The organism is Micromonospora sp. CA-248260 (genome assembly GCF_050942205.1).
GTDB classification, from domain to species: domain Bacteria; phylum Actinomycetota; class Actinomycetes; order Mycobacteriales; family Micromonosporaceae; genus Micromonospora; species Micromonospora antibiotica.
This window is the reverse complement of sequence record NZ_CP192021.1, coordinates 2,796,546-2,816,542: the sequence shown is the minus strand read 5'-3', so window position 1 is coordinate 2,816,542 and position 19,997 is coordinate 2,796,546. Positions and strand designations below refer to the sequence as shown.

At 73.1% G+C, this 19,997-nt stretch carries 18 protein-coding genes; 4 read left to right on the top strand and 14 right to left on the bottom strand.

All coding sequences use genetic code 11. The features are described 5' to 3' along the window. Positions 1–259 precede the first annotated feature (259 nt). From ACQP2H_RS12400 to ACQP2H_RS12350, 11 genes are all read right to left on the bottom strand, one after another. On the bottom strand, positions 260–1,894 hold the full coding sequence (locus ACQP2H_RS12400; RefSeq protein ID WP_433232838.1) for an FAD-dependent oxidoreductase: 1,635 nt from the start codon (positions 1,892–1,894) through the stop codon (positions 260–262). Further along, a complete protein-coding gene (locus ACQP2H_RS12395) occupies positions 1,894–2,601 on the bottom strand; it encodes a GntR family transcriptional regulator (RefSeq protein WP_141723122.1) in 708 nt (235 codons plus the stop codon). Before ACQP2H_RS12395 ends, ACQP2H_RS12400 begins: the two co-directional genes overlap by 1 nt. Beyond that, the gene (locus tag ACQP2H_RS12390; protein ID WP_208570571.1) at positions 2,601–3,284 is read right to left on the bottom strand and encodes an N-acetylmannosamine-6-phosphate 2-epimerase; all 684 of its coding nucleotides are present in this window, start codon (positions 3,282–3,284) and stop codon (positions 2,601–2,603) included. Before ACQP2H_RS12390 ends, ACQP2H_RS12395 begins: the two co-directional genes overlap by 1 nt. Next, on the bottom strand, positions 3,281–4,246 hold the full coding sequence (locus tag ACQP2H_RS12385; RefSeq protein ID WP_433232834.1) for an N-acetylglucosamine kinase: 966 nt from the start codon (positions 4,244–4,246) through the stop codon (positions 3,281–3,283). Before ACQP2H_RS12385 ends, ACQP2H_RS12390 begins: the two co-directional genes overlap by 4 nt. Beyond that, a complete protein-coding gene (locus ACQP2H_RS12380) occupies positions 4,243–5,265 on the bottom strand; it encodes an ABC transporter ATP-binding protein (RefSeq protein ID WP_219460613.1) in 1,023 nt (340 codons plus the stop codon). The genes ACQP2H_RS12385 and ACQP2H_RS12380 overlap by 4 nt, the downstream gene beginning before the upstream one ends. Further along, positions 5,240–6,262, bottom strand: coding sequence for an ABC transporter ATP-binding protein (locus ACQP2H_RS12375; RefSeq protein ID WP_208570568.1), 1,023 nt, complete (start codon positions 6,260–6,262; stop codon positions 5,240–5,242). The genes ACQP2H_RS12380 and ACQP2H_RS12375 overlap by 26 nt, the downstream gene beginning before the upstream one ends. Positions 6,263–6,288: 26 nt before the next feature. Then, the gene (locus tag ACQP2H_RS12370; RefSeq protein WP_433232830.1) at positions 6,289–7,806 is read right to left on the bottom strand and encodes an ABC transporter substrate-binding protein; all 1,518 of its coding nucleotides are present in this window, start codon (positions 7,804–7,806) and stop codon (positions 6,289–6,291) included. A 21-nt stretch (positions 7,807–7,827) separates the two neighbouring features. Beyond that, positions 7,828–8,775 carry an ABC transporter permease gene (locus ACQP2H_RS12365; protein ID WP_363823630.1) on the bottom strand — a complete coding sequence of 316 codons (948 nt, stop codon included), beginning with the start codon at positions 8,773–8,775 and terminating at the stop codon, positions 7,828–7,830. Positions 8,776–8,778: 3 nt separating this feature from the next. Next, positions 8,779–9,702: an ABC transporter permease gene (locus ACQP2H_RS12360; RefSeq protein ID WP_219460605.1), complete on the bottom strand. Its 924-nt coding sequence runs from the start codon at positions 9,700–9,702 to the stop codon at positions 8,779–8,781. 9 nt (positions 9,703–9,711) lie between these two features. Then, the gene (locus tag ACQP2H_RS12355; RefSeq protein ID WP_433232826.1) at positions 9,712–10,704 is read right to left on the bottom strand and encodes a Gfo/Idh/MocA family protein; all 993 of its coding nucleotides are present in this window, start codon (positions 10,702–10,704) and stop codon (positions 9,712–9,714) included. 187 nt (positions 10,705–10,891) lie between these two features. Then, complete coding sequence (locus tag ACQP2H_RS12350; protein ID WP_433232823.1) at positions 10,892–11,776, bottom strand: S1 family peptidase; 885 nt, start codon at positions 11,774–11,776, stop codon at positions 10,892–10,894. Between the two features lie 185 nt (positions 11,777–11,961). On the opposite strand from ACQP2H_RS12350, the gene ACQP2H_RS12345 reads away from it, so the two are divergent. Both ACQP2H_RS12345 and ACQP2H_RS12340 read left to right on the top strand, forming a co-directional pair. Next, complete coding sequence (locus ACQP2H_RS12345; RefSeq protein ID WP_219460596.1) at positions 11,962–12,621, top strand: response regulator transcription factor; 660 nt, start codon at positions 11,962–11,964, stop codon at positions 12,619–12,621. Further along, entirely contained in the window at positions 12,618–13,733 is a 1,116-nt protein-coding gene (locus tag ACQP2H_RS12340) for a sensor histidine kinase (protein ID WP_219460593.1), read from the top strand. The genes ACQP2H_RS12345 and ACQP2H_RS12340 overlap by 4 nt, the downstream gene beginning before the upstream one ends. 36 nt (positions 13,734–13,769) lie before the next feature. Here the strand turns inward: ACQP2H_RS12340 and ACQP2H_RS12335 are convergent, their stop codons facing one another. Both ACQP2H_RS12335 and ACQP2H_RS12330 read right to left on the bottom strand, forming a co-directional pair. After that, the gene (locus ACQP2H_RS12335; protein WP_308290682.1) at positions 13,770–15,311 is read right to left on the bottom strand and encodes an RICIN domain-containing protein; all 1,542 of its coding nucleotides are present in this window, start codon (positions 15,309–15,311) and stop codon (positions 13,770–13,772) included. A 477-nt stretch (positions 15,312–15,788) separates the two neighbouring features. After that, a complete protein-coding gene (locus ACQP2H_RS12330; RefSeq protein ID WP_219460588.1) occupies positions 15,789–16,259 on the bottom strand; it encodes a septum formation initiator in 471 nt (156 codons plus the stop codon). A 196-nt stretch (positions 16,260–16,455) separates the two neighbouring features. On the opposite strand from ACQP2H_RS12330, the gene ACQP2H_RS12325 reads away from it, so the two are divergent. Continuing rightward, positions 16,456–17,757: an ATP-binding protein gene (locus ACQP2H_RS12325; protein WP_433232818.1), complete on the top strand. Its 1,302-nt coding sequence runs from the start codon at positions 16,456–16,458 to the stop codon at positions 17,755–17,757. A 76-nt stretch (positions 17,758–17,833) separates the two neighbouring features. Beyond that, on the top strand, positions 17,834–18,334 hold the full coding sequence (locus tag ACQP2H_RS12320) for a PepSY domain-containing protein (RefSeq protein ID WP_357534012.1): 501 nt from the start codon (positions 17,834–17,836) through the stop codon (positions 18,332–18,334). A 120-nt stretch (positions 18,335–18,454) separates the two neighbouring features. Here the strand turns inward: ACQP2H_RS12320 and ACQP2H_RS12315 are convergent, their stop codons facing one another. Continuing rightward, positions 18,455–19,828, bottom strand: a complete 1,374-nt coding sequence (locus tag ACQP2H_RS12315; protein ID WP_357537204.1) for a PQQ-binding-like beta-propeller repeat protein — start codon at positions 19,826–19,828, stop codon at positions 18,455–18,457. Positions 19,829–19,997 lie beyond the last annotated feature (169 nt).

Sequence of the window (19,997 nt, the reverse complement as noted above, 5' to 3'; positions counted from 1 at the left end):
AGTCGCAAATCCTGTGCGAACCCAACGATCGGGCCTCCGTCGGCGGGAAGTGGCCGCTCAGGCCGAGCCATATATCAACGGAGAGTAGGTGGCCATACGCGAAGTATGGTCGTGGCCGCCGACTGACGGCGGTCGTGGAACGTCAGGCGGCGTGACGGCCGGCGATGCTGGGTCTGCGACGAGCCGGTCGGGGCCACTCCCCGGCAGGGCGGCGGTCGGGGCTGGTCCCGCTCCCCGGTTCCCGGCCCGGGCGTCCGGGTCAGCTCGGCAGCGGTCCGCCGCCCGCCGGTCCCAGGGCTGCCGCCGTGGCCGTCGGCCAGTGCAGGTCGACCCCCCGCCGCACCAGCTCGGCCTGGAAATCCTCAAGCGACTTGGCACTGTCGCGGACCCCGTGCGGTGAGGTCTGCCGGTCCAGGCAGTACGCGGCCAGCGCGCCGGCGGCCTCCCCGATCGACCACTCGGCCGGGTGCACCCGGTAACAGCCGTTGGTGATGTGGGTGGTGCTGACGGCCTTGCCGGCGGCGATCACGTTGGTGACGCGGGTGGGCAGCAACGCGCCGAGGGGAATCTCGAACGGGTGCGCCGCCACGTCGAGGTAGCCGTCGCCGCCGGTCGTCGGGTGCAGGTCGATGCGGTAGTGACCGGTGCCGACCGTGTCGGGGTAGCCGACCGCACCGGCGGCTCCGCGTACCGCGACCGACAGGTCCTGCTCGGTCGGCGTGGTCAGCGCCACCAGGCGGCGGGCCTCCCGGATGTACGGTGCCTGCGCGAAGCCGTCGACGGTGCCCGTCACGTCCGGGCGTAGCCGCAGACCGGGGTAGCCGGTGCCGCCGTCCGGGCGGGGCGCCTCGGTCTGCAACCAGTACAGGAAGGCACGGCTGGCTTCCCTGGCCCGCCGGACGTGCCGCGCGGCGTCCGGTACGTCGAACAACGGCCCGTCGAGATAGTCGTTCATCGGCCAGTTGACCAGCGTCACGTCGCTGCGGAACAGGCCGGGCCGGAACGCCTGCCGGTCGAGGATCCGCCGGTACGTCCACAGCTCCGGCGCGACCAGCCCCTCCTCCATCGACGCCGCCGTCGACCGGGGGTTCGGGGTGAAGCGACCAGTGACCGGTCGGCCGGTCCGCGGATCGGGGTAGGTCCAGCTGAACAGCGGACCCGGCCAGCCGGGTGCCGTGCGGGTCCGCCAGTGGTCGTAGTCGGCCGGCCGGTCCACCGTGTGGTCGCCGTCGACGTGTTCGAGGGCGAAGCAGACCGTGGCGGCCTGCATGTTCAGCGGAGCGGGCCGGTCCGGGGCGCTCGGTTCGCCGGTCTGCGCCTGCGACTCGGTGCCGGTGCGGTGCTCGATGCCGGCCAGGGCCAGCAGCTCACCGGTCTCGCTAGCCTCCAGGACCAGGCTGGCACCGATGTGGCGGACGGTGCCGTCGGCGAGTCGGACGGCCAGGGCGGTCACCGTGTCCCCGTCCGTGTGGGCCCGCTCGACCTGCGCCCGGGTGTGCACGGTGAGCCGCCCCGCCGCGCGCCAGGGGGCGATCATGGCCTGAAGCACGGCCAGCGCCACCCGGGGTTCGTGACACAGCGGGCTGACCCAGCCGTTACCCGGGTTGACCGGTCGGGCCGACCCGTCGGATGCCAGCGGATACCAGCTCCGGTAGTGCTCGCGCACCGCCTGCCGGAACCGCCGGTAGCTGGCCGTCGAGCCGTGTGTCTCGATCCAGGGGTGCTCGTCGGGCGGCACCGCCTGCGAGGTGAGCTGCCCGCCGATCCACCCGTACGGCTCGACGACGGTGACCCGGGCGCCACCCTCGCAGGCGGCCAGCGCGGCGGCGATCCCGCCCACGCCCCCGCCGACGACCAGGATGTCGGTGTGCTCCTCAGCCGTGGTGGTGGACATCAGTCGGCCTCGCCTCGTCGTGCGGTCAGGGAGAAGTGGTAGCGGTCGCCCCGGTAGAGCGACACCGCGCGTTCGACGGCCCGGCCCCGTCCGTCGTAGCCGATCCGGCGCACCTCCAGCAGGGCCGCCGAGGGCGGGATCTCCAGCAGTTCGCACTGCCGCCGGGACGGTACGACGGCGGCGATCATCTGCTGGGCCACGGTGACCTGGATGTGGTAGCGGTCCTTCATGGTCTCGTAGAGCCCGTTGTCGAGGTTCTCCACGAGCAGCCCGGGGAACAGGTCGGCCGGCAGGTGCACCTCTTCCAGGCACATCGGCGAGCCGTCGGCCAGCCGCAGCCGCTCCACCCGGTAGAGCAGTGACCCCTCGGGCAGGCCGAGGTCGGTGGCCGCCGCGTCGCGGGCGACCATCGCGTCCGCCTCGATCAGCTTGCTGCTCGGGAGCAGGCCACGGGCCAGCATGTCCTCGGTGAACCCGCTGAGGCTGGTGCCCTTGGCGATCCGGGTGTCGGAGACGAAGGTGCCCTGGCCACGGATGGTGTAGACCAGGCCGGCGTCGAGCAGTTCACGCAGCGCCTGGCGCAGTGTCGTCCGGCTCACGCCCAACTCCTCGGCGAGGTCCCGCTCGCGGGGCAGCGCCGAGTGCGCCGGCAGGCCGGCGACGCGGTGCCGGAGTTCGGTACGGATCTGGCTCAGTTTGGTGGTCATCACGAATCCAACCGGGGATGCGGGCAGGCCTGCGCGAACCTGCGCGTGGTGTTGACCGGGTCCGAGATGGCGGTGCCGACGACGACTGCCCACGCACCCTCGTCGAACGCCGCCGAGACCTGGGTACGGGTACGGTATCGCCCCTCCGCGATGACCGGAACGGGACAATGTCGACTGAGCTCGCCCACCAGGGCGATGTCCGGCCCGTCCGGCACCGGGCCGGCGGTGTAGCCGGACAGCGTCGTGCCGACCAGGTCGGCGCCGGCATCGACGGCGGCCAGGGCGGCGTCCAGGCTGTCGACGTCGGCCATGAACAGGGCTCCGCCGGTGTGGGCCGCCGCGACGAGGTCGGCCAGTTTCTCCCCGCCGGGCCGGGGTCGACCGGTGGCGTCGGCCGCGACGATCTGCGCCCCGGCCCGGGTCAGTGCGGTCACGTCGGCCTCGCCCGGGGTGATGTAGACCGGGCTGCCGGGGGTGCTCCGCTTGACCAGTCCGACCACCGGCACCCCGAGGTCGACCATGCCCCGCACGTGGGCCACTCCCTGGCCACGCAGACCGGCGGCCCCGCCGAGTACGGCCGCAGCCGCCATCGCCATCATGTGCCCGGTGTCCGTGAACGGGCTGGGGCCCTGGGCCTGGCACGAGACGACCAGGCGTCCACGGATGGCGTCGGCCACGTTCATCGGTGTTCTGCCTTTGCTTCGATGTCGATCTGAACGATGAGTCCGGAAAACGGGGAAGGGACGCCCGGCCCGTCGGTCAGGGCCAGCGCGCCGGCGAGCGGGTCCCCGGCGGCCGGTACCGGCCGGGCGGCGGGGGCCCCGGCGCGTAGGGCCGCGGTGAACGACGGCCACAGCAGGTCCTCGGCGCGGAAGACTCCGCCGGTCCCGGCGACCGGCACCGGGGTCGTGCCGAGCCCGATCCGGTGCAGCGCCCCGACCGCCGACTCGGCGAGCAGTTCACCGGCCCGGCACCAGATCCGTCGGGCACCGTCGTCACCGGCGCGGGCCAGTTCGGCGACCGTGCCGGCGAAGCCTGCTATCCGTTCCGGGGTGGGTGGGTCGTCGCGCCAACGGGCCGGCAGCGTCTCCACCGGCCCCCATGCGGTGTTCACCGCGTCGGCCAGCGGGCCGGGTGCGGTCCGGTCCCGGTCCCGTAGGGCGAGCCGGATCGCGGTACGGCCGATCCAGTGGCCCGACCCCCGGTCGCCGAGGTCGGCACCCCAGCCGTCGGCGCGGGCGGTACGGCCCGTGGCGTCGGCGGCGAGGACCACCGCCCCGGTGCCGGCAGCTACGACCGCGCCAGGGACCGGACCGAGCGCCCCCAGGTATGCGGTCACGCTGTCGTCGGTGACCCGTAGGTGGCCGTACCGGTCCAGGGCACGCAGCCGGGCGGCCAGTGCGGCGACCGCCGGCGGCTGGCCGTTGAGACCGGTCATGCCGACTCCGACCAGCACCGGGGCGTCGGGCACAGGGCCCAGGTCGGCCAGCGCGCCGGCCACCGCGTCGGCGATCCGGGCGTCGGTGTCCCCGGTCCAGAACCCCGGGGTCGCGGCGTGTCCGGTGGACCGGCCGTACCGGGCCACCGCGCGGCAGCCGCCCTGGCCGAGGTCGACGCCGACCCGCACGGGGCCGGTGCCGCTCATCGGGGCACCGCCGCGACCGGTGGCCCGCCGCCGGCCAGGCTGGACTCGGCGTAGTGGCAGGCGACCTCACGCCCGGCGACCGGGCGGAGTTCCGGTTCGACCTCGGCACAACGCGGCTGGGCGAGCCCGCACCGGGTCCGGAACCGGCAACCGGACGGCGGCGAGGCCGGCGACGGCACCTCGCCGGTGAGCAGGATCCGCTCCGCCGGTGGTGCCGCCCATGGACGGGGTACCGGGGCCGCCGAGATCAGCGCCCGGGTGTACGGGTGGGCCGGGGTCCCGTACACCGTCGCGGCCGGTCCGGTCTCCACGATCCGGCCCAGGTACATCACCGCGAGGTCGTCGCTGATGTGCCGGACGACCGACAGGTCGTGCGCGATGAACAGGTAGCCCAGACCCAGGTCCGCGCGCAGGTCGGCGAGGAGGTTGAGGGTCTGCGCCTGGACCGACACGTCCAGCGCGCTCACCGGCTCGTCGCAGACCAGGATCCGCGGCGACATGGCCAGGGCGCGGGCGATGCCGACCCGTTGGCGTTGGCCACCGGACAACTGGTGCGGATAGCGGTCGGCCAGTTCGGCGGCGAGCCCGACCCGGGCCAGCAGCTCGGCCGTCCGGTCCGTCCACTGGTCGCGCGGCACCTGACCACGGTGCACCCGCCAGCCCTCGGTGACGATGAAGGACACCTTCTTGCGCGGGTTCAGCGACGAGTACGGGTCCTGGTAGACCATCTGGATCTGGGTGGTCAACCGGCGTCGGCGGGCCGCGTCGGCGTCGTCGACCCGTTCGCCGGCGTACCAGATCTCGCCGCCGGTGGGTCGGCGGAGGCCGACGATGGCCCGGGCCAGGGTCGACTTGCCGCAGCCGGACTCGCCGACCAGCCCCAGGGTGCGGCCGGTGGTGACGGTCAGGCTGAGCCGTTCCACGGCGTGCACCTCCGATGCCCGGCGCAGCAGGCCGCCCCGGGCCGGATAGCTGACCCGTAGCTGTCTGACCTCAAGCCGCGCCTCGGACGTCGACACCGGCCATCACCTCCTCGGCGTAGTGGCAGGCCGCCTCGTGGCCAGCGGCGACGACCCGCAGCGCCGGCCGGTCGGTGCGGCAGTCCGCCCGGGCGACGGGGCACCGGGGGTGGAACGGGCAACCGGCGGGCGTCGCCAGCGGCGAGGGCGGCATCCCCTCGATCGGGGTCAGCCGCTCGCCGGGGCGGTCCGGTGCGGGCACCGAGGCCATCAACCCCCGGGTGTACGGGTGGGCCGGGGCGTCGTACACGGTGCGCAGCGGACCCGACTCGACGACCGTGCCGGCGTACATGACCGCGACCCGGTCGGCCACGTCGGCGACCACCCCGAGGTCGTGGGTGATGAGGATCATCGCCATCCCGTCGGCCTCGCGCAGTTCGCGCAGCAGGTCCATGATCTGCGCCTGGACGGTCACGTCCAGGGCGGTGGTCGGCTCGTCGGCGATGAGCAGCCGGGGTCGCAGGGCGAGGGCCATCGCGATCACCACCCGCTGCCGCATCCCGCCGGAGAACTGGTGGGGATAGTCGTGCGCCCGGCGGGCCGCATTCGGGATGCCGACCCGCTCCAGGCCGGCCACCGCGCGCCGCCAGGCCTCCCGTCGCGAGGTGCGCTGCCGGACCCGGAACAGTTCGGCGATCTGCTGACCGACCCGCACGACCGGGTTGAGCGCGGTCAACGAGTCCTGGAAGACCATCGCCATCTCGGTGGCGGACAACTCGCGGGTACGCCGTACCGGCAGCGCGGAGAGTTCCTCGCCGTCGTACCGGATGGTGCCGCGTTCGATCGTCGCGCTGTGCCGGGGCAGCAGCGCCATCACCGCGCGGACGGTGACCGACTTGCCGGACCCGGACTCCCCCAGGATGGCCAGTGTCTCGCCCGCGCCGACGGAGAACGAGACACCGTTGAGCGCACGGTAGGTGCCGAGCGGGCCGTCGAACGAGACGACGAGATCGTCGACCGTCAGCAGTGGGTGCGGGGCGTGCGGTGGTGCCACCATCGGGTCCTCCGGGTCCGGTTCTCGGGTCAGCGCAGCGAGACGCCGGCGAAGTCCGGCAGGTCGTTCGGGGTCGGGGTGAATCCCTCGACGCCCTTGCGCAGCACGACGTTGCCGTTGAGGTCGAGCGGGAAGATGCCCACCGCGTCGTCCCAGACGATCTTTCCGGCCTGGGCGTACAGCGCGGCCCGCTTGTCCTGGTCGAGTTCCGCCCGGGCGGCCAGCAGGATGCGGTCCAGTTCCGGGTTGGCGTAGCCGTTGCGCTTGGCGGTCGACAGGTAGAGCCGGGCCAGGGTGAAGTCGGCGTCGCCGGTGACCGTGCTGCCGGTCGTCATCGTGCTGTCCCAGTCGAGCTTGAGCAGCTTGTCCAGCCAGGTGGCCCGTTCCAGCTCCTGGGGCTTGACCACGATGCCGACCTTGGCCCAGTCGCTGATCATCGCGTCGGCGAAGGAGTTCCCGTTGGTGCAGCAGCCGCTGCTCCACATCATGGTGGTGCTGAACCCGTTCGGGTAGCCGGCCGCGGTGAGCAGTTGGCGGGCCTTGGCCGGGTCGTAGGCGTACGGGTTCTGGCTGGCGGAGCCGAAGATGGCCGCCGGCAGCGGGCCGGTGGCCGAGGCTCCGGCCTGGTCGAACAGCGACTTATTGATCTTGGCGAAGTCGACCGCGTGCCACATGGCCTGCCGGACCCGGGCGTCGGTGAACGGCTTACGGGAGCTGTTGAACCAGATGTAGTAGTTGGCGTACGTCGGGAACGACGTGACGGTCAGGTCGCCGTTGCCCCGCAGCCCGGTCAGCTGGTCCGGTGGCAACCCCCAGGTCGCGTCGATCTCGTTGTTCGCCAACGCCGTCACCCGGCCGGACACCTCCGGGATGTAGCGGTACGAGATGCCGGCCAGCTTCGGCTGCTCCCCCCGGTACTTCTCGTTGCGGACCAGGCTGACGGCCTGGCCGGCGGTGAACGAGGAGACCTTGAACGGGCCGGTGCCGTAGGGGGCGTCGAAGAACGCGTTGTCGGCGATCTTGGCGGCCGGGGCGATCCAGAGCAGGGTGAGGTTGCTCAGCACGGTGCCGAGCTGGCTCTTGGTGTGGATGGTCAGGGTGCGCTCGTCGGGGGTGCGGATGTCGTCGACGGTGGCCCACAGCCCGGCCAGCGGCCCCTTGCCGTCGATCAGCGCCTGGAGGGACGCCTTGGCGTCGGCGCTGGTCAGCGGCGTCCCGTCGGCGAACGTCACATCGCTTCGCAGCACGAACTGCCAGGTCAGCGGGTCGGGATTGGTCCAGCTCTCGGCGAGCTTCGGGGCGATCTTCCCGTCGGCGCGCACCACCAGGGTCTCGAAGACCTCCTGGACGACGGTCAGGGTGGGCTGGTCGGCCGAGTTCGCGGCGAACGGGTTCAGCGAGACCACCGGGGTCGGGTTGGCTACCCGCAGGGTGGTGGCGCCGTCGCCGCCGCTACCGGCCCGGTCGTCGGTGCCGAAGGAACAGGCGGTCAGTCCGAGTACGCCGGCGAGGGCCAGCGCACCGATTCGGGTGGTCGGAGATCTCATGTCTTCCCATTTCGCTGACGGTTAACGGGTGGAGAGGTTCGGATCGGAGCGGTCCCGCAGTTCGTCGCCGAGCACGCCGACGCAGACCACGAAGACGGCCAGGGCCAGGCCTGGCAGGGTGGCGATCCACCAGGCGCTGGCCAGGTAGTCGCGGCCGTTGGCGATGGTGGTCCCCCAGCTCGGCGTGCCGGCCGGGATGCCCAGGGACAGGAAGCTCAGCGACGCCTCGGCGACGATGACGAAGCCCAGCTGGACGGTGGCGATGACCAGCAGCGGGCTGGCCACCGCGGGCAGCACGCAGTGCCGTACGACGTGCCACGGCCCCGCGCCGAGGGTGCGCGCCGCGTTGGCGAAGTCCCGGGACCTGGTGGCCAGGGTCTGCGCCCGGGCCACCCGCGCGAAGATCGGCCAGGTGGTGATGGACAGGGTGAGCACGACGTTGGTGACGCTGGAACCGAGCACGCCGGCGACGAAGACGGCGAGCAGGATCGACGGGAAGGCCAGTTGGATGTCGGCCAGCCGCATGACGGTCGCGTCCACCACCCCGCCGAGGTAGCCGCAGAGGATGCCGAGGGCGGCGCCCACCGTGCCGGCCAGCAGCAGGGTCGCCGCGCCGACCAGCAACGAGATCCGGGCGCCCTGCATGATCTGGGGCAGCAGGTCGCGGCCGACCTGGTCGGTGCCGAGCAGGGCCAGGCCGCCGTCGGACATCCGGCTGCCCGGCGGGAGCAGCCGGTCGGCGACGGAGGTCGCGATCGGGTCGTACCGGGCGATCAGCGGCCCGATCACCCCGGCCACCAGATAGCCGGCGATCACCCCGAGGGGGATCCACAGTCGCAGCCGACGACGCCGGCGGCGGGGCACGACGACCGGTGGGGCGTCAGACCCGTCGGGGCGGCCGTCGCCGGTGGGCACGACCGGTGTGCCGAGCACGGCCGAGCCGGGTACGCCGTCAGACACCTTGGTCACCTCTCAGACGCTCTCGCGGACCCGGGGGTCCAGCCGGACGTACAGCAGGTCGACTATGAGATTGATGACGATGAAGATCACCGCGACCGTGATCACGCACGCCTGCACGACCGAGTAGTCGCGGGCGGCGATGGCGTCGGTCATCAGCCGACCCACCCCGGGCCAGGCGAAGACGGTCTCGACGATCACCGCCCCACCCAGCAGGCTGCCGAACTCCAGGCCGGCCACGGTGACGACGGGGATCAGCATGTTGCGCATCGCGTGCCAGCCGACGACCCGGGTCTCGGACAGACCCTTGGCCCGGGCGGTGACCACGTAGTCCTCGTGCAGCACGTCGAGCAGTCCGGACCGGACCAACCGGAGCACCACGCTGAGCAGTGGCAGGGCCAGCGTCACCGCCGGCATGATCATCGCGGCCGGGGAGGCCGCACCGGAGCTGGGCAGCAGGTGCAGGAACCGGGAGAAGACCAGGATCAGCATGATGCCGACCCAGAACGTCGGCAGGGACTGGGTGAGCATCGACAGCACCGAGACCACCCGGTCCAGCACACCGTTGGGCCGGGTCGCCGCCAGGGTGCCCAGCGCGAACCCGAGGACCAGGGCGATGGCGAAGGCGGTCAGCGCCAGGGCGGCCGTCGCCGACAGGTGGGTGAGCACCAGGTTCGTCGCGGCGTCGTGGAGCCGGAACGACTCACCGAAGTCGAGGGTGACGGCACGGCGGAGGAACTGGACGTACTGGATGGGTAGTGGGGCGTCCAGTCCGTACTCCCGGCGCAGCGCCTCGACGGCCGCCTGGTCGGCGTCCGGCCCGAGCACCGCGGTCGCCGGGTCGCCGGAGACCGCCCGCATCGCGAAGAAGACCACCGTCGCCGCGCCGAACAGCACCAGTACCGAGATCGCGAGGCGACGTAGCGCGTAATGCAGCATCCCGACCTCTCAGCTGCCGGGCGGCGGCGACACCGGGCCGCCGGCCAGGGCCGCCTCGATGTCCTCGACGACGGCGACGGCGGCCCGGCCCTCCTCACCGCTGACCGGCGTCGGTCCGCCGCTCAGCGCGGCGTCGACGAAGGCCGCCAACTCGGTACGCAGGTTGTAGGCGCCGCCGCCGTCGCGACTGGGCCAGAAGTACGTGTCCATGAAGCTGGCCACACCGTCGCGGCGGGCGTACATCAGGTCGTTGTGGGATAGGTTCATCTCCAGGATGCCGTGCTCGCCCACGATCCGCAGGCCGGCGTCGGCCCGCGACGGCCGGGAGTGCGGCAGCGTCCAGTTGTTCTCCATCGTGCCGATGGCGCCGTCGTCGAATCGGATCGTGGCGTGCACGACGTCGTGGCTGGGCGACAGCACCTTGCGGCCGACGGCTCCGGTGACCTCGACCTCCCGGCCGGTCACGAAGCAGAGCAGGTCGGCGTCGTGGATGCCGAGGAACCAGGCGACCGAGGTACGGTCCCAGATCCCCTCGCCGACCGCCTGCGAGGTGCACCGCCACACCTTGACGTGCCAGATGTCGCCGAGTTCGCCGGACCGCACCACCTCCCGCAGCCGCAGCACCCGGGGGTCGAAGCGCAGCACCTGACCGATCATCAGCGCGTCGGGGTCGGGCCGGCCGGCGATGATCCGGTCACAACCGGCGCTGGACAGCGCCATCGGCTTCTCCAGCAGCACCCGCTTGCCCGCCGCGAGCGCGGCGAGGGTCGCGTCCTCGTGCAGGTGGTCCGGCGTGCAGATGCTGACCGCGTCGACCGCGTCGAGGAGGTCGCCGAGTTCGGGGACGGCCCGGACGCCGAGGTGCGTCTCGGCCCAGTCCCGGTTGCGCGGCGAGATGTCGGCGACCGCGACCAGTTCGGCCTGCGGCACGTCGCGCAACGCGCGGGCGTGCAACTGCCCCTGGACCCCGATCCCGACGACACCGATCTTTAAGCGGTCCACACCCGGCTCCCACTGTTACATACCACCGAAAGCTAGGTGTGTACCTAGCTGCGATAGTTGTACACCTGCGGGGCAGGCCGCGCAAGGCTCGAATTCGCCCCTGCACTCGGCTCCGACCTGCGGGATTGCGGAATCCGCCCGTACCGCATCGAGGTCGACGACTACCGCACCCGGCCGGGCCGCCGCCCTACCCGTCGACGCCGCGCCCGGCCCGCGCCGGCACCGGTGCCGTCCGGCGACGGCGGCGCGTCACCAGCGCCACCGGGAGCAGCAGGAGCGCCAGGACCGCGCCGACACCCACCGGCACCCAGCGGGAAGGCCGGTTGGCCGGGTCGGTCGTGTCGGTGATCCAGTCCCGGAGAGTGTCGGTACGGGCGCTGAAGTCGGGTCCCGGATGCGGGCATCCCGGGCCGGTGCTGACCACCGCCACCAGGACGGCAGTGCCGTCCGCCCGCTCCCGGAAGTAGGGTCCACCGGAATCGTGCGGGCACGGGCTGGTGTCCGCCCGGGGCCGCCGGCCGGAGGTCTCGATGACGTCGGCACCCACCCGGCCGACGGTGAACTGCCCGGTCTGGAGCCGGTCCGCCGGGGCCGGCCCGTCTGCCGTGGTCAGGCCGTAGCCGGTCAGCCGGACGACCTCACCCGGCACCGGCGGCGTGTCACCGATCCGCAGCGGCGCGACGCCGGTGATCGGGGTGCCCAACTCGACGAGGGCCACGTCGGCGGCGTCCGACTGGCGGACCGCGATGGCCTCGGCCTGGTGGCCGGCCCGACTGTCGAGGGTCGTCCGGCCGACCGTGACCAGGGTCCGGCGGGCCACGACCCGGCTGACGCGTTGCCCGCCGGGGCTGCGGAAGCAGTGCCCGGCGGTGATCACCCAGCGGGGCGCGACCAACGCGCCGGAGCACCAACTGTCCCGGGTGCCGCCACCGGCAACCGGCAGGTCGACCATGGTCAGCCGCACCGAGAACCGGTACGCGCCGTCGGCCGCGTCCTCACCGTGGGCGATCGCCGCCGCCGGCCGGACACCGACGGGGGCGAGGGTGAGCGCGGTGGCGGCCAGCGCGACCATGACACAATTCGTGGCGAGTCGGAGCAAGGTGTCACCAACCTGTGCGATCGGGAGCAGGAACTGCTCCGATGCTGAGGGGCCAGCCGTGGGTGCCGCGTCAGCGGCACCCTTATCGGTTCTTTATCCGGCGGGTGTCAGCCTTGCCGACGGTCCCGGACACCCTGGAACGAGCGGCGGGAGACGTAGTGCGGGTGCTGATGGCTGACGACGAGCGGGTGCTGGCCGACATGGTGGCCGAAGGGCTACGCCGGTTGTCCATGGCCGTCGACGTGGTCTACGACGGCGACAGCGCCCTGGAACGGCTCGCGGTCAACCGCTACGACGTGGCCGTGCTCGACCGGGACATGCCCGGCCATACCGGTGACGACGTGTGCCGGTGGATCGCCGGCTCCGGCACCGGGACCCGGGTGCTGCTGCTGACCGCCGCGGCCGGCATCCGCCAGCGGGTCGAGGGTCTCGGCCTGGGCGCGGACGACTACCTGACCAAACCGTTCGCCTTCGCCGAACTCGCCGCCCGGTTGCAGGCGCTGTCGCGACGCTCGACGCCGGCGCTGCCCCCGGTGCTGGAGCAGGACGGCATCGTGCTGGACGTCACCCGGCACACCGCCTCCCGCGACGGGCTGCCGCTCTCGCTGTCCCCCAAGGAGTACGCCGTGCTGCACGTGCTGATGCGCGCCGCTGGCCGGGTGGTCAGCGCCGAGGACCTGCTGGAGCAGGCCTGGGACGAGCACACCGACCCGTTCACCAACACGGTACGGACCACCGTGATGACGCTGCGCCGCAAGCTCGGCGACCCGCCGGTGATCCACACCATCCCCCGCGTCGGCTACCGGCTCGGCGCATGAGGTTCCCCTCCCCGGCCCGGCGGATGCTCCTGGCCTTCGGGGTGCTCCTGCTCGCCGCCCCGTTGGTCACGCCGGCCGCCGACCTGCTGCTGTCACTGTGGCGGGAGTTCGGCCCGTCCTGGTGCGCCAGGCCCGCGTGGCAGGCGCCGGACGGTGACGCCTCGTTCGCCTGCGTGCAGGTGTTCCGGCGGCCCCGCATTCCCCAGGCGATCGCCCTGACGGTCGTGCTGCTGAGCATGCTGGCGGCCTGCTACCCGGCCGCCCGCTGGTGCCTGCGTCCGCTGCGGGACCTGGTCCCGGTGATCGCCAACGTCGGCCCGCAGAATCTGGGGCACCGGCTGAAGCCCGGCCCGGGCCGCGACGAACTGGCCGTCCTGGGCCGCACCATCGACGAGATGATGGACCGGATCGCGGTGGGTTACGAGGCCCAGCGCCGGTTCGCCGCCGACGCGTCACACGAGTTGCGGACCCCGCTCGCCGTCCAGCGCACCCTGATCGAGGTCGGCATGGCCCGCAGCCTCAACGACGACCAGCTCGCGCTGCTCACCGCGCAACTGCTGGAGACCAACGAACGCAACGAACGCCTGATCGAGGGGCTGCTGGTGCTCAGCGAGAGCGACCGTGGCCTGCTGACCCGTACCCCGTTGCGGCTCGACCGGATCGTCACCACGGTGCTCGACGCCCACCGGGCCCGGGCCGACGGGGCCGACGTCACGATCACCAGCCAACTGAGCCCACGGCTGGTCGTGGGCGAGCAGGTGCTGCTGGAGCGGCTGGTCGCCAACCTGGTGCAGAACGGCGTGAAGTACAACCGGCCCGGCGGGACCCTGGAGGTCCGGGTGGGCACGGAGCCCGCGCTGGTCGTCGAGAACACCGGCGACGACGTGCCACCGGACGAGGTCGCCGCCCTGTTCGAGCCGTTCCGGCGCAGGTCCGGTGTCCGCATCGACCACAGCGGCGGCGCGGGCCTCGGCCTGTCGATCGCCCGCTCGATCACCCGGGCCCACGAGGGCATCATCACCGCGTCCGCCCGTGGCGGGGACGGGCTGCGGGTGCAGGTCTCGTTCCCCACGGTGGACGACGGCCCGGGGGCCGGACCGGCCGACGGCTGAGCCGCCCGCCCGGTTCCGACCCCCGGCGTCACGTCGTCAGACGGTGGTGCGGGACCACTGCTGGTTGGCGCCGGTGTTGCAGGTGTACTGCTTGAGCACCTGGCCGTCGGCGGTCGACGAGGCCGGCACGTCCACGCACTTGTTGCTGTGCCGGGCCCGGAGCTGGAAGTAGCTGCCGTTGGTGACCATCTGGAACTGCTGGTTGGTGCCACTGCCGCAGGTGTACTGGATGAGTTCGGCACCGTCGGCCGTGGAGGCGCTGGTCACGTCGAGGCACTTTCCGCTGTGCCGGCTGACCAGCCGCCACCAGCCGCTGCCCGCGTCGACGAACTGCCACTGCTGCCAGGCGTTGCCGGCGTAGGTGTACTGGCCGACCCGCGCGCCGTTGTCGGTGTTGGGCTGCTGCACGTCCATGGCCTTGCCGCTGTGCCGCACGGTGACCCGGTAGTACGTCCCGGTGCTCGGGGGCGGCGTCGTGGGGCCACCGCCGACGGCGTCACCCCACCCGTAGCGGACCCGGTCGGCGCCGGAGGGGTTGCGGACGGTCAGGTTGAGGTCGGTGCCGGTGCCGGTGAGCGCGTACATCGAGTACCAGTCGTAGCCGATGGTGCCGGGCTTGCCACCGAGGGCGGGCCAGTAGGTGCCGCCCATCTGGTTGTCCCGCATCACCTGGGCCATCGCCCGGATGTAGCGCACGAAGTTGTCGGTGCTGTTCGCGTCGGCGTAGTTGCGGCCGTCGTTCATCGGCGCGCCGTACTCGGTCGCGACCGCGCGGGAGGCGCAGTTGCCCAGGCGGGCCTGAATGTGACCGAGGAAGGCGTCGTAGGTCATCGCGCCGTAGAAGAAGGCGTAGTAGTGGAAGGAGAGCAGCGTGGCGTTGAAGCGGCTGTCGTTGCAGATGTCCCGCAGGTCCTGGCTGAAGCCGGTGCCACCGATCAGCACCCGGCCGGGCGGTGCCGAGGGGTGGGAGCTGAGCCAGTTCGCCGCGACGTTGCGCCAGTCCGCCGAGCTGTAACCGTGCGGTTCGTTCATCGGCTCGAAGTAGACGTTGGGGTTGGTGCCGTAGGTGTTGGTCACCGTGGTCCACATCGCGTTCCACGCGGCGAGGTTGGTGATCCGGCCGCCAGAGGCCGCGCCGTCCTCCCAGTAGGCCAGGATGACCTTGAACCCCCGGGCGGTGGCCGCGTCGATGGCCCCCCGGTACGCCTCCCACCACGCCGTTCCCACCGTGTGGGTGTTGACGGGCAGCCGCACGGTGTTGATCCCCATGGTGGCGGCCATGTCGTCGTAGAGGGCGTTGGCCTTGGCGCGTACCGTCGCGTTGCTGTCGGATGCGCTGAGACCCTGCACGACGAGCGGGCCGGTGCTGAAGTTGTCCCCCAGCACGGCCCAGTTCATGCCCCGGAACGCACTGGTGGCGGCGGTGGCCGGCGACGACGCGACCACCACCCCGCCGACCAGCGCGGTCGCCGCGGCCAGCAGCGCGACCAGCAGCCGACGTGGCGACCGGACACGGCGGGACGGTGCCGGGACGTCGCCGGCACGCGCCGGGGTCCGGGGCAGGAATTGGTCGATCACGTGACCTGGCCTCTCTGGGGTCGGACCACGGACGGGGTCGTCCGGGTGGCCTCGGCAACGGACAACGACGGGAGACCTCCGGTCGGGCCGACGGTCGCCCCCACCCGTGGCACGACACCGGTGCGACCGACCACCCCCGCTCCCCGGGCCGCCCCACACCGGGGCCGCCCGCGGTGGTCGACCGGGCCCACGGTTGCCGCCGGGGCCGGACACCGCCGTTACGAGTCGCCCGCATGTTAGCGTTAACATAGCGGCGGGCGGGTCCGTCCCGGGAACTCCCGACCCCGGTCTGGGTGACGTGCCGAACGAGCAGTTCCAGAGCACTTCGCGGGAGTGCCGCCGAAGCATCCTGGTTGTTACGTGCGCGTTGCAGACAAGTGTTAGCGATCGCATCAGGAGTGTCAAGGCATCGACGATGCTCGCCGTGTCGACGGGTCGAACCGACCTGACCGTGCGCCTGCCCGGCCCGCAGGGCCGTCAGTCACCGCCCCCCGGGCGGGCCACCGGCTCGCCGCCGATGCAGCCGACCTTCACCTCGAACTCCCCAGCCGGGCCGGCGAAGGTCACCTCCGCGTCGTCGTCCGGCCCCCGGTCCACGTCCTTGACCCGGTAGTCCTGGGCCGGCGCCCAGGAGACCAGCCGCACGTCGGCCCCCACGCACTCGGCGACCGCCGTACCCCCCGGGGTGGAGAAGCTGCGGCGCAGGCCGGGCGTCGAGGAGGCCGCGGCCGACGACGGCCCGGGACCCGCCGGGCCCGGCGACGCGGTGGCCGGCGTCGCCGGGGCCGGCGCCGCCAACGCCCGCTCGACCTCGGCCTGGCTGCGCACCCCACCGGGCGTGCCGGTGATGCTCTCGCCGACCAACCGGATCGCGGCCACCCCGATCAGGGTGGCGAGCACGGCGGCGGCCAGCCAGCCGGCGGTGGCGAGGAACGCGCGACGACCCATGCCCCGACTATGCCGGATCGGCCGCCAAGCCCCGCACGGCGCGAGGATAAACGAGGGTTAACGGGTGACCCGGCCGCCGGCGGACCGGCTAGCCTGCCAAGCTGTGGTGCACCTGCCCCACCCGGCGCGGTGGCCGTGAGCAGGCTCGCCCGCCCCTGCGGCGGGGCCGCCGGGGTGCGGCCGGACAGGAGGACGGATGAGACGGCGGTTGGCGCTCCTGGTCGCGGCGACCACCTGTCTGACCCTGGTCGCCTTCCTGGTGCCGCTGGCCCTGCTGGTGCGCACGGTCGCCGAGGACCGGGCCACCGTCCGGGCCACCGCCGACGTGCAGGGGCTGGTGCCGGTGGTCGGCACCGCCGACACCGCGACGATCCGGTTGACCGTCGAGCAGCTCACCGCCGAGTCGGGTCGACCGGTCAGCGTCTACCTGCCCGACGGCACGGTGCTCGGCGCGCAGGAACCGCGTACCCCCGCGGTGGCCCTCGCCGCCCGGGGCCAGAGCCTCACCGCGGAGCTGGACGGCGGTCGGGAGATCGTGATCGCGGTGCAGGGCCGACCCGACGGCACCGGGGTGATCCGCACCGTGGTGCCCCGGGCCGACGTCACTGCCGGGGTGGCCCGCGCCTGGCTGGTGCTGGCCGCGCTCGGCATCGTGCTCGTGCTGCTCGGCCTCGCCGTCGCCGACCGGCTGGCCCGCACCCTGGTCCGGCCGATCACCGAACTCTCCTCGGTCTCGCACCGGCTGGCCAACGCCGAGCTGACCGCCCGCGCCGAACCGGCCGGCCCACCGGAACTGCGCGAGGTCGCCGGTGCGCTCAACCACCTGGCCGCCCGGATCCAGGTGCTGCTGCGCGAGGAACGCGAGCAGGTGGCCGACCTGTCGCACCGGTTGCGTACGCCGCTGACCGCGCTCCGGCTGGAGGCGGAGTCGCTGCGCGACCCGGACGACGCGGCCCGGGTGGCGGCGGCCGTGGACGGGTTGGAGCGGGCGGTCACCGGCCTGATCCGGCAGGCCCGCTGGCGCAGCGTCCCCGACGACACCGGCCCCGGCACGGTCACCGCCGACGCCGCCGCGATCGTGGGCGAACGGGTCGCCTTCTGGTCGGTGCTCGCCGAGGACACCGGCCGCACGGTCACCCTCGACCTGGCGGCCGGACCGTTGCCGGTCGGGGTGCCCGCCGACGAGCTGGCCGCAGCCGTGGACGCCCTGCTGGGCAACGTCTTCGCGCACACCCCGGACGGCAACGGGTTCACCGTCCGGTTGACCCGGGAGGCCGCCGGCGCCGCCCTGACCGTCGCCGACGCGGGACCGGGGATCCCGGCCGGCTTGATCGAGCGGGGTGCCAGCCGGGCCGGGTCGACCGGTCTCGGGCTGGACATCGCCCGCCGCGCCGCGCAGGCCAGCGGCGGACAGCTCGACCTGGGTGGTGGCGCGGCGGGCGGCGCGGTCGTGACACTCCGGCTCGGACCGCCCGGGTCGTCCTTAACCGGAGCTTAGGGTCGGCACAGCGCGCCGCTATCCACCGCCGGGGCACGCTCACTGCAACAACCGAGAAACCCCGGAGGTACGCACCATGAAGCGCACATCCCTGCTCCTGGCGGCCGCGGGCGGCGCCGTCGTCCTCGCCGTCACCGGCACGGCGCTCGGCGTGTCCGCCGCGGAACGGGCACCGGTCGCCACGCCCACCGCCGAGACGACCGCTCCCGCCCCGGTCGACCCGAGTGCCACCGCCTCCACGCCCGGCACGCCCGGTGGCACGCCGACGACCGGTTCGCCGGCTCCCGGTGGCAGCACCGCCCCGACCACCGACGACGCGGTCAGCCAGCAGCGTGCCGGCGAGATCGCCCTGGCCAAGGTGGGCGCTGGTCAGATCACCGAGATCGAGCGGGAGCAGGAGGAGGGCCGCCCGGTGTGGAGCGTGGAGATCATCAACGGCGACACCGAGCACGAAGTCGAGGTCGACCGGGAGAACGGCGCCGTCGTCAAGTCCGAGCAGGAGAAGGCGGACGACGACGACAGGTCCGGCAAGGACGACGACGACGATGACGACTCGGACGACGGTGACGACGACTGACCGGTCGGCGACCGCGCCGACCGCACTGCCCCGACGCCACCCTGGCCGCCGACGGCGGTGAGCTGAGTGCCCCGGCGGATTCCGCCGGGGCACGTCGCCGCCGGTGCCCGGTCGTCAGGTTCAGAAGGTGTGCAGGTCCACCGCGAGACCGCCGGTGCCGGAATGGCTGACCGCGACCCAGTCCCGCCCCGCCCCGGCGAGCCAGCCGGGGTAGCGGCCGAGCTCACGACCGGTGCCGACGTCGTACACCAGCACCTGCGGTCGGCCGTCCTCGGCCCCGCTGACCGCCACCAGTCCCCCGGTGACCGCCGACCGCCAGCTCGCCGACGTGCCGGGCAGCGCCGGATCCGGCACGGTCCACCGGGACGCGCCGGTGGCCAGGTCGAGCAACGCCAACCCGCCCGTGTCGGCCTTGTCGCGCACCAGCACCGACCGGTCGTCACCATCGATCGGTACGCCGGCGGCGGCCCCCTTCCAGACCGTCGCGCCGGTGCGCAGGTCCACCAGTTGCGGTCGCTCGTCGGCGGTGACCGCGACGAGCCGGGTGCCGCTGCCGATCAGGGTCTGCCCGCTGCGGTCGTGGACCAACCGCTTGGCGCACTCGCCGTTCTCCCGGCGCCCGCTGTAGACCACCCCGGACCAGCCCCGGCCTCCACTGGCCGCCTGGACGCTGGTGATGCTGACCGTGCAACGCTGGTCACCCTTGGGCGGATCGTTGTCGGTGCTCACCAGCAGGTCACCGGCGACGAACCCGTACCAGGCCCGGTTCGGCAGCCGCCCGGCACCGGTCCGGCCGGTGGTCGGGGCGACGGGGGTGTAGGTGGCCGGGCGGTCGGACGTGCTCAGCCGTACCGCCACGTACCGGCCGGCAGCCGGCGCGTACGGCGTGCGCGCGCCGAGGGTCACGTCGCTCACCCGAGCGAACCGGTCGGAGGGCAGTTTCCACAGTTGGCGACCGGTCTGCACGTCCCGGCCGATGATCGCGCAGGTCGCCGACCTGCCGGTGCCGGCACATTCCCGGGCGTAGACGGCCCGGTCGTCGACGACGACGTCCTGGGTCTCCGCCGCCCGCCACCGGGTGACGCCGGTGGCCGCGTCGAGCACCTCCACACCGCCGTCGTCGTTGTCGCCGGCCACGATCGACCCGCCGACGACCACGTAGCGGTAGCCGGTGGTGAACGGGTGCCGCCACCGGTCCTGCCCGGTGGCGCGGTCCACGGCGCGCAGTTCCCGCTCGTCGGGCACGACGATGAGCTGCCCGACCTCGGCCAACTCCTGGTCCAGCCGCCGCACCGGTGCCGACCAGGCCGGCCGGGGGCCGGCCGGGGCGGGCGAGGCGCTGCCGTCGCGCAGGCTCTCCTGGGTCTCCTCGACCCGCACGGGTGGCGGCTGCGCCCGTTCGGCCCGGGGCGCGGCGCAGCCGACGAGCCCGACGACCAGACTCAGGGCGACGACGGCGCTGCGCCGACGGGCGGGGTGGTACGACGGCGACAACGGTCTCTCCCTCGATCGGCCGGCCAGAGCCGCCACCCTAGGGCCTCGACGCACACCCCGCCCGTCGATCGCCGGTGACCAGGCACGGCCGTCGGATAGCGGGTCCTCGCGGGTCGGCGGCGGCGTGCGGGGGCGGGCCCGTGCTCCCGGCCGGCCGGTCGTCGCGCGG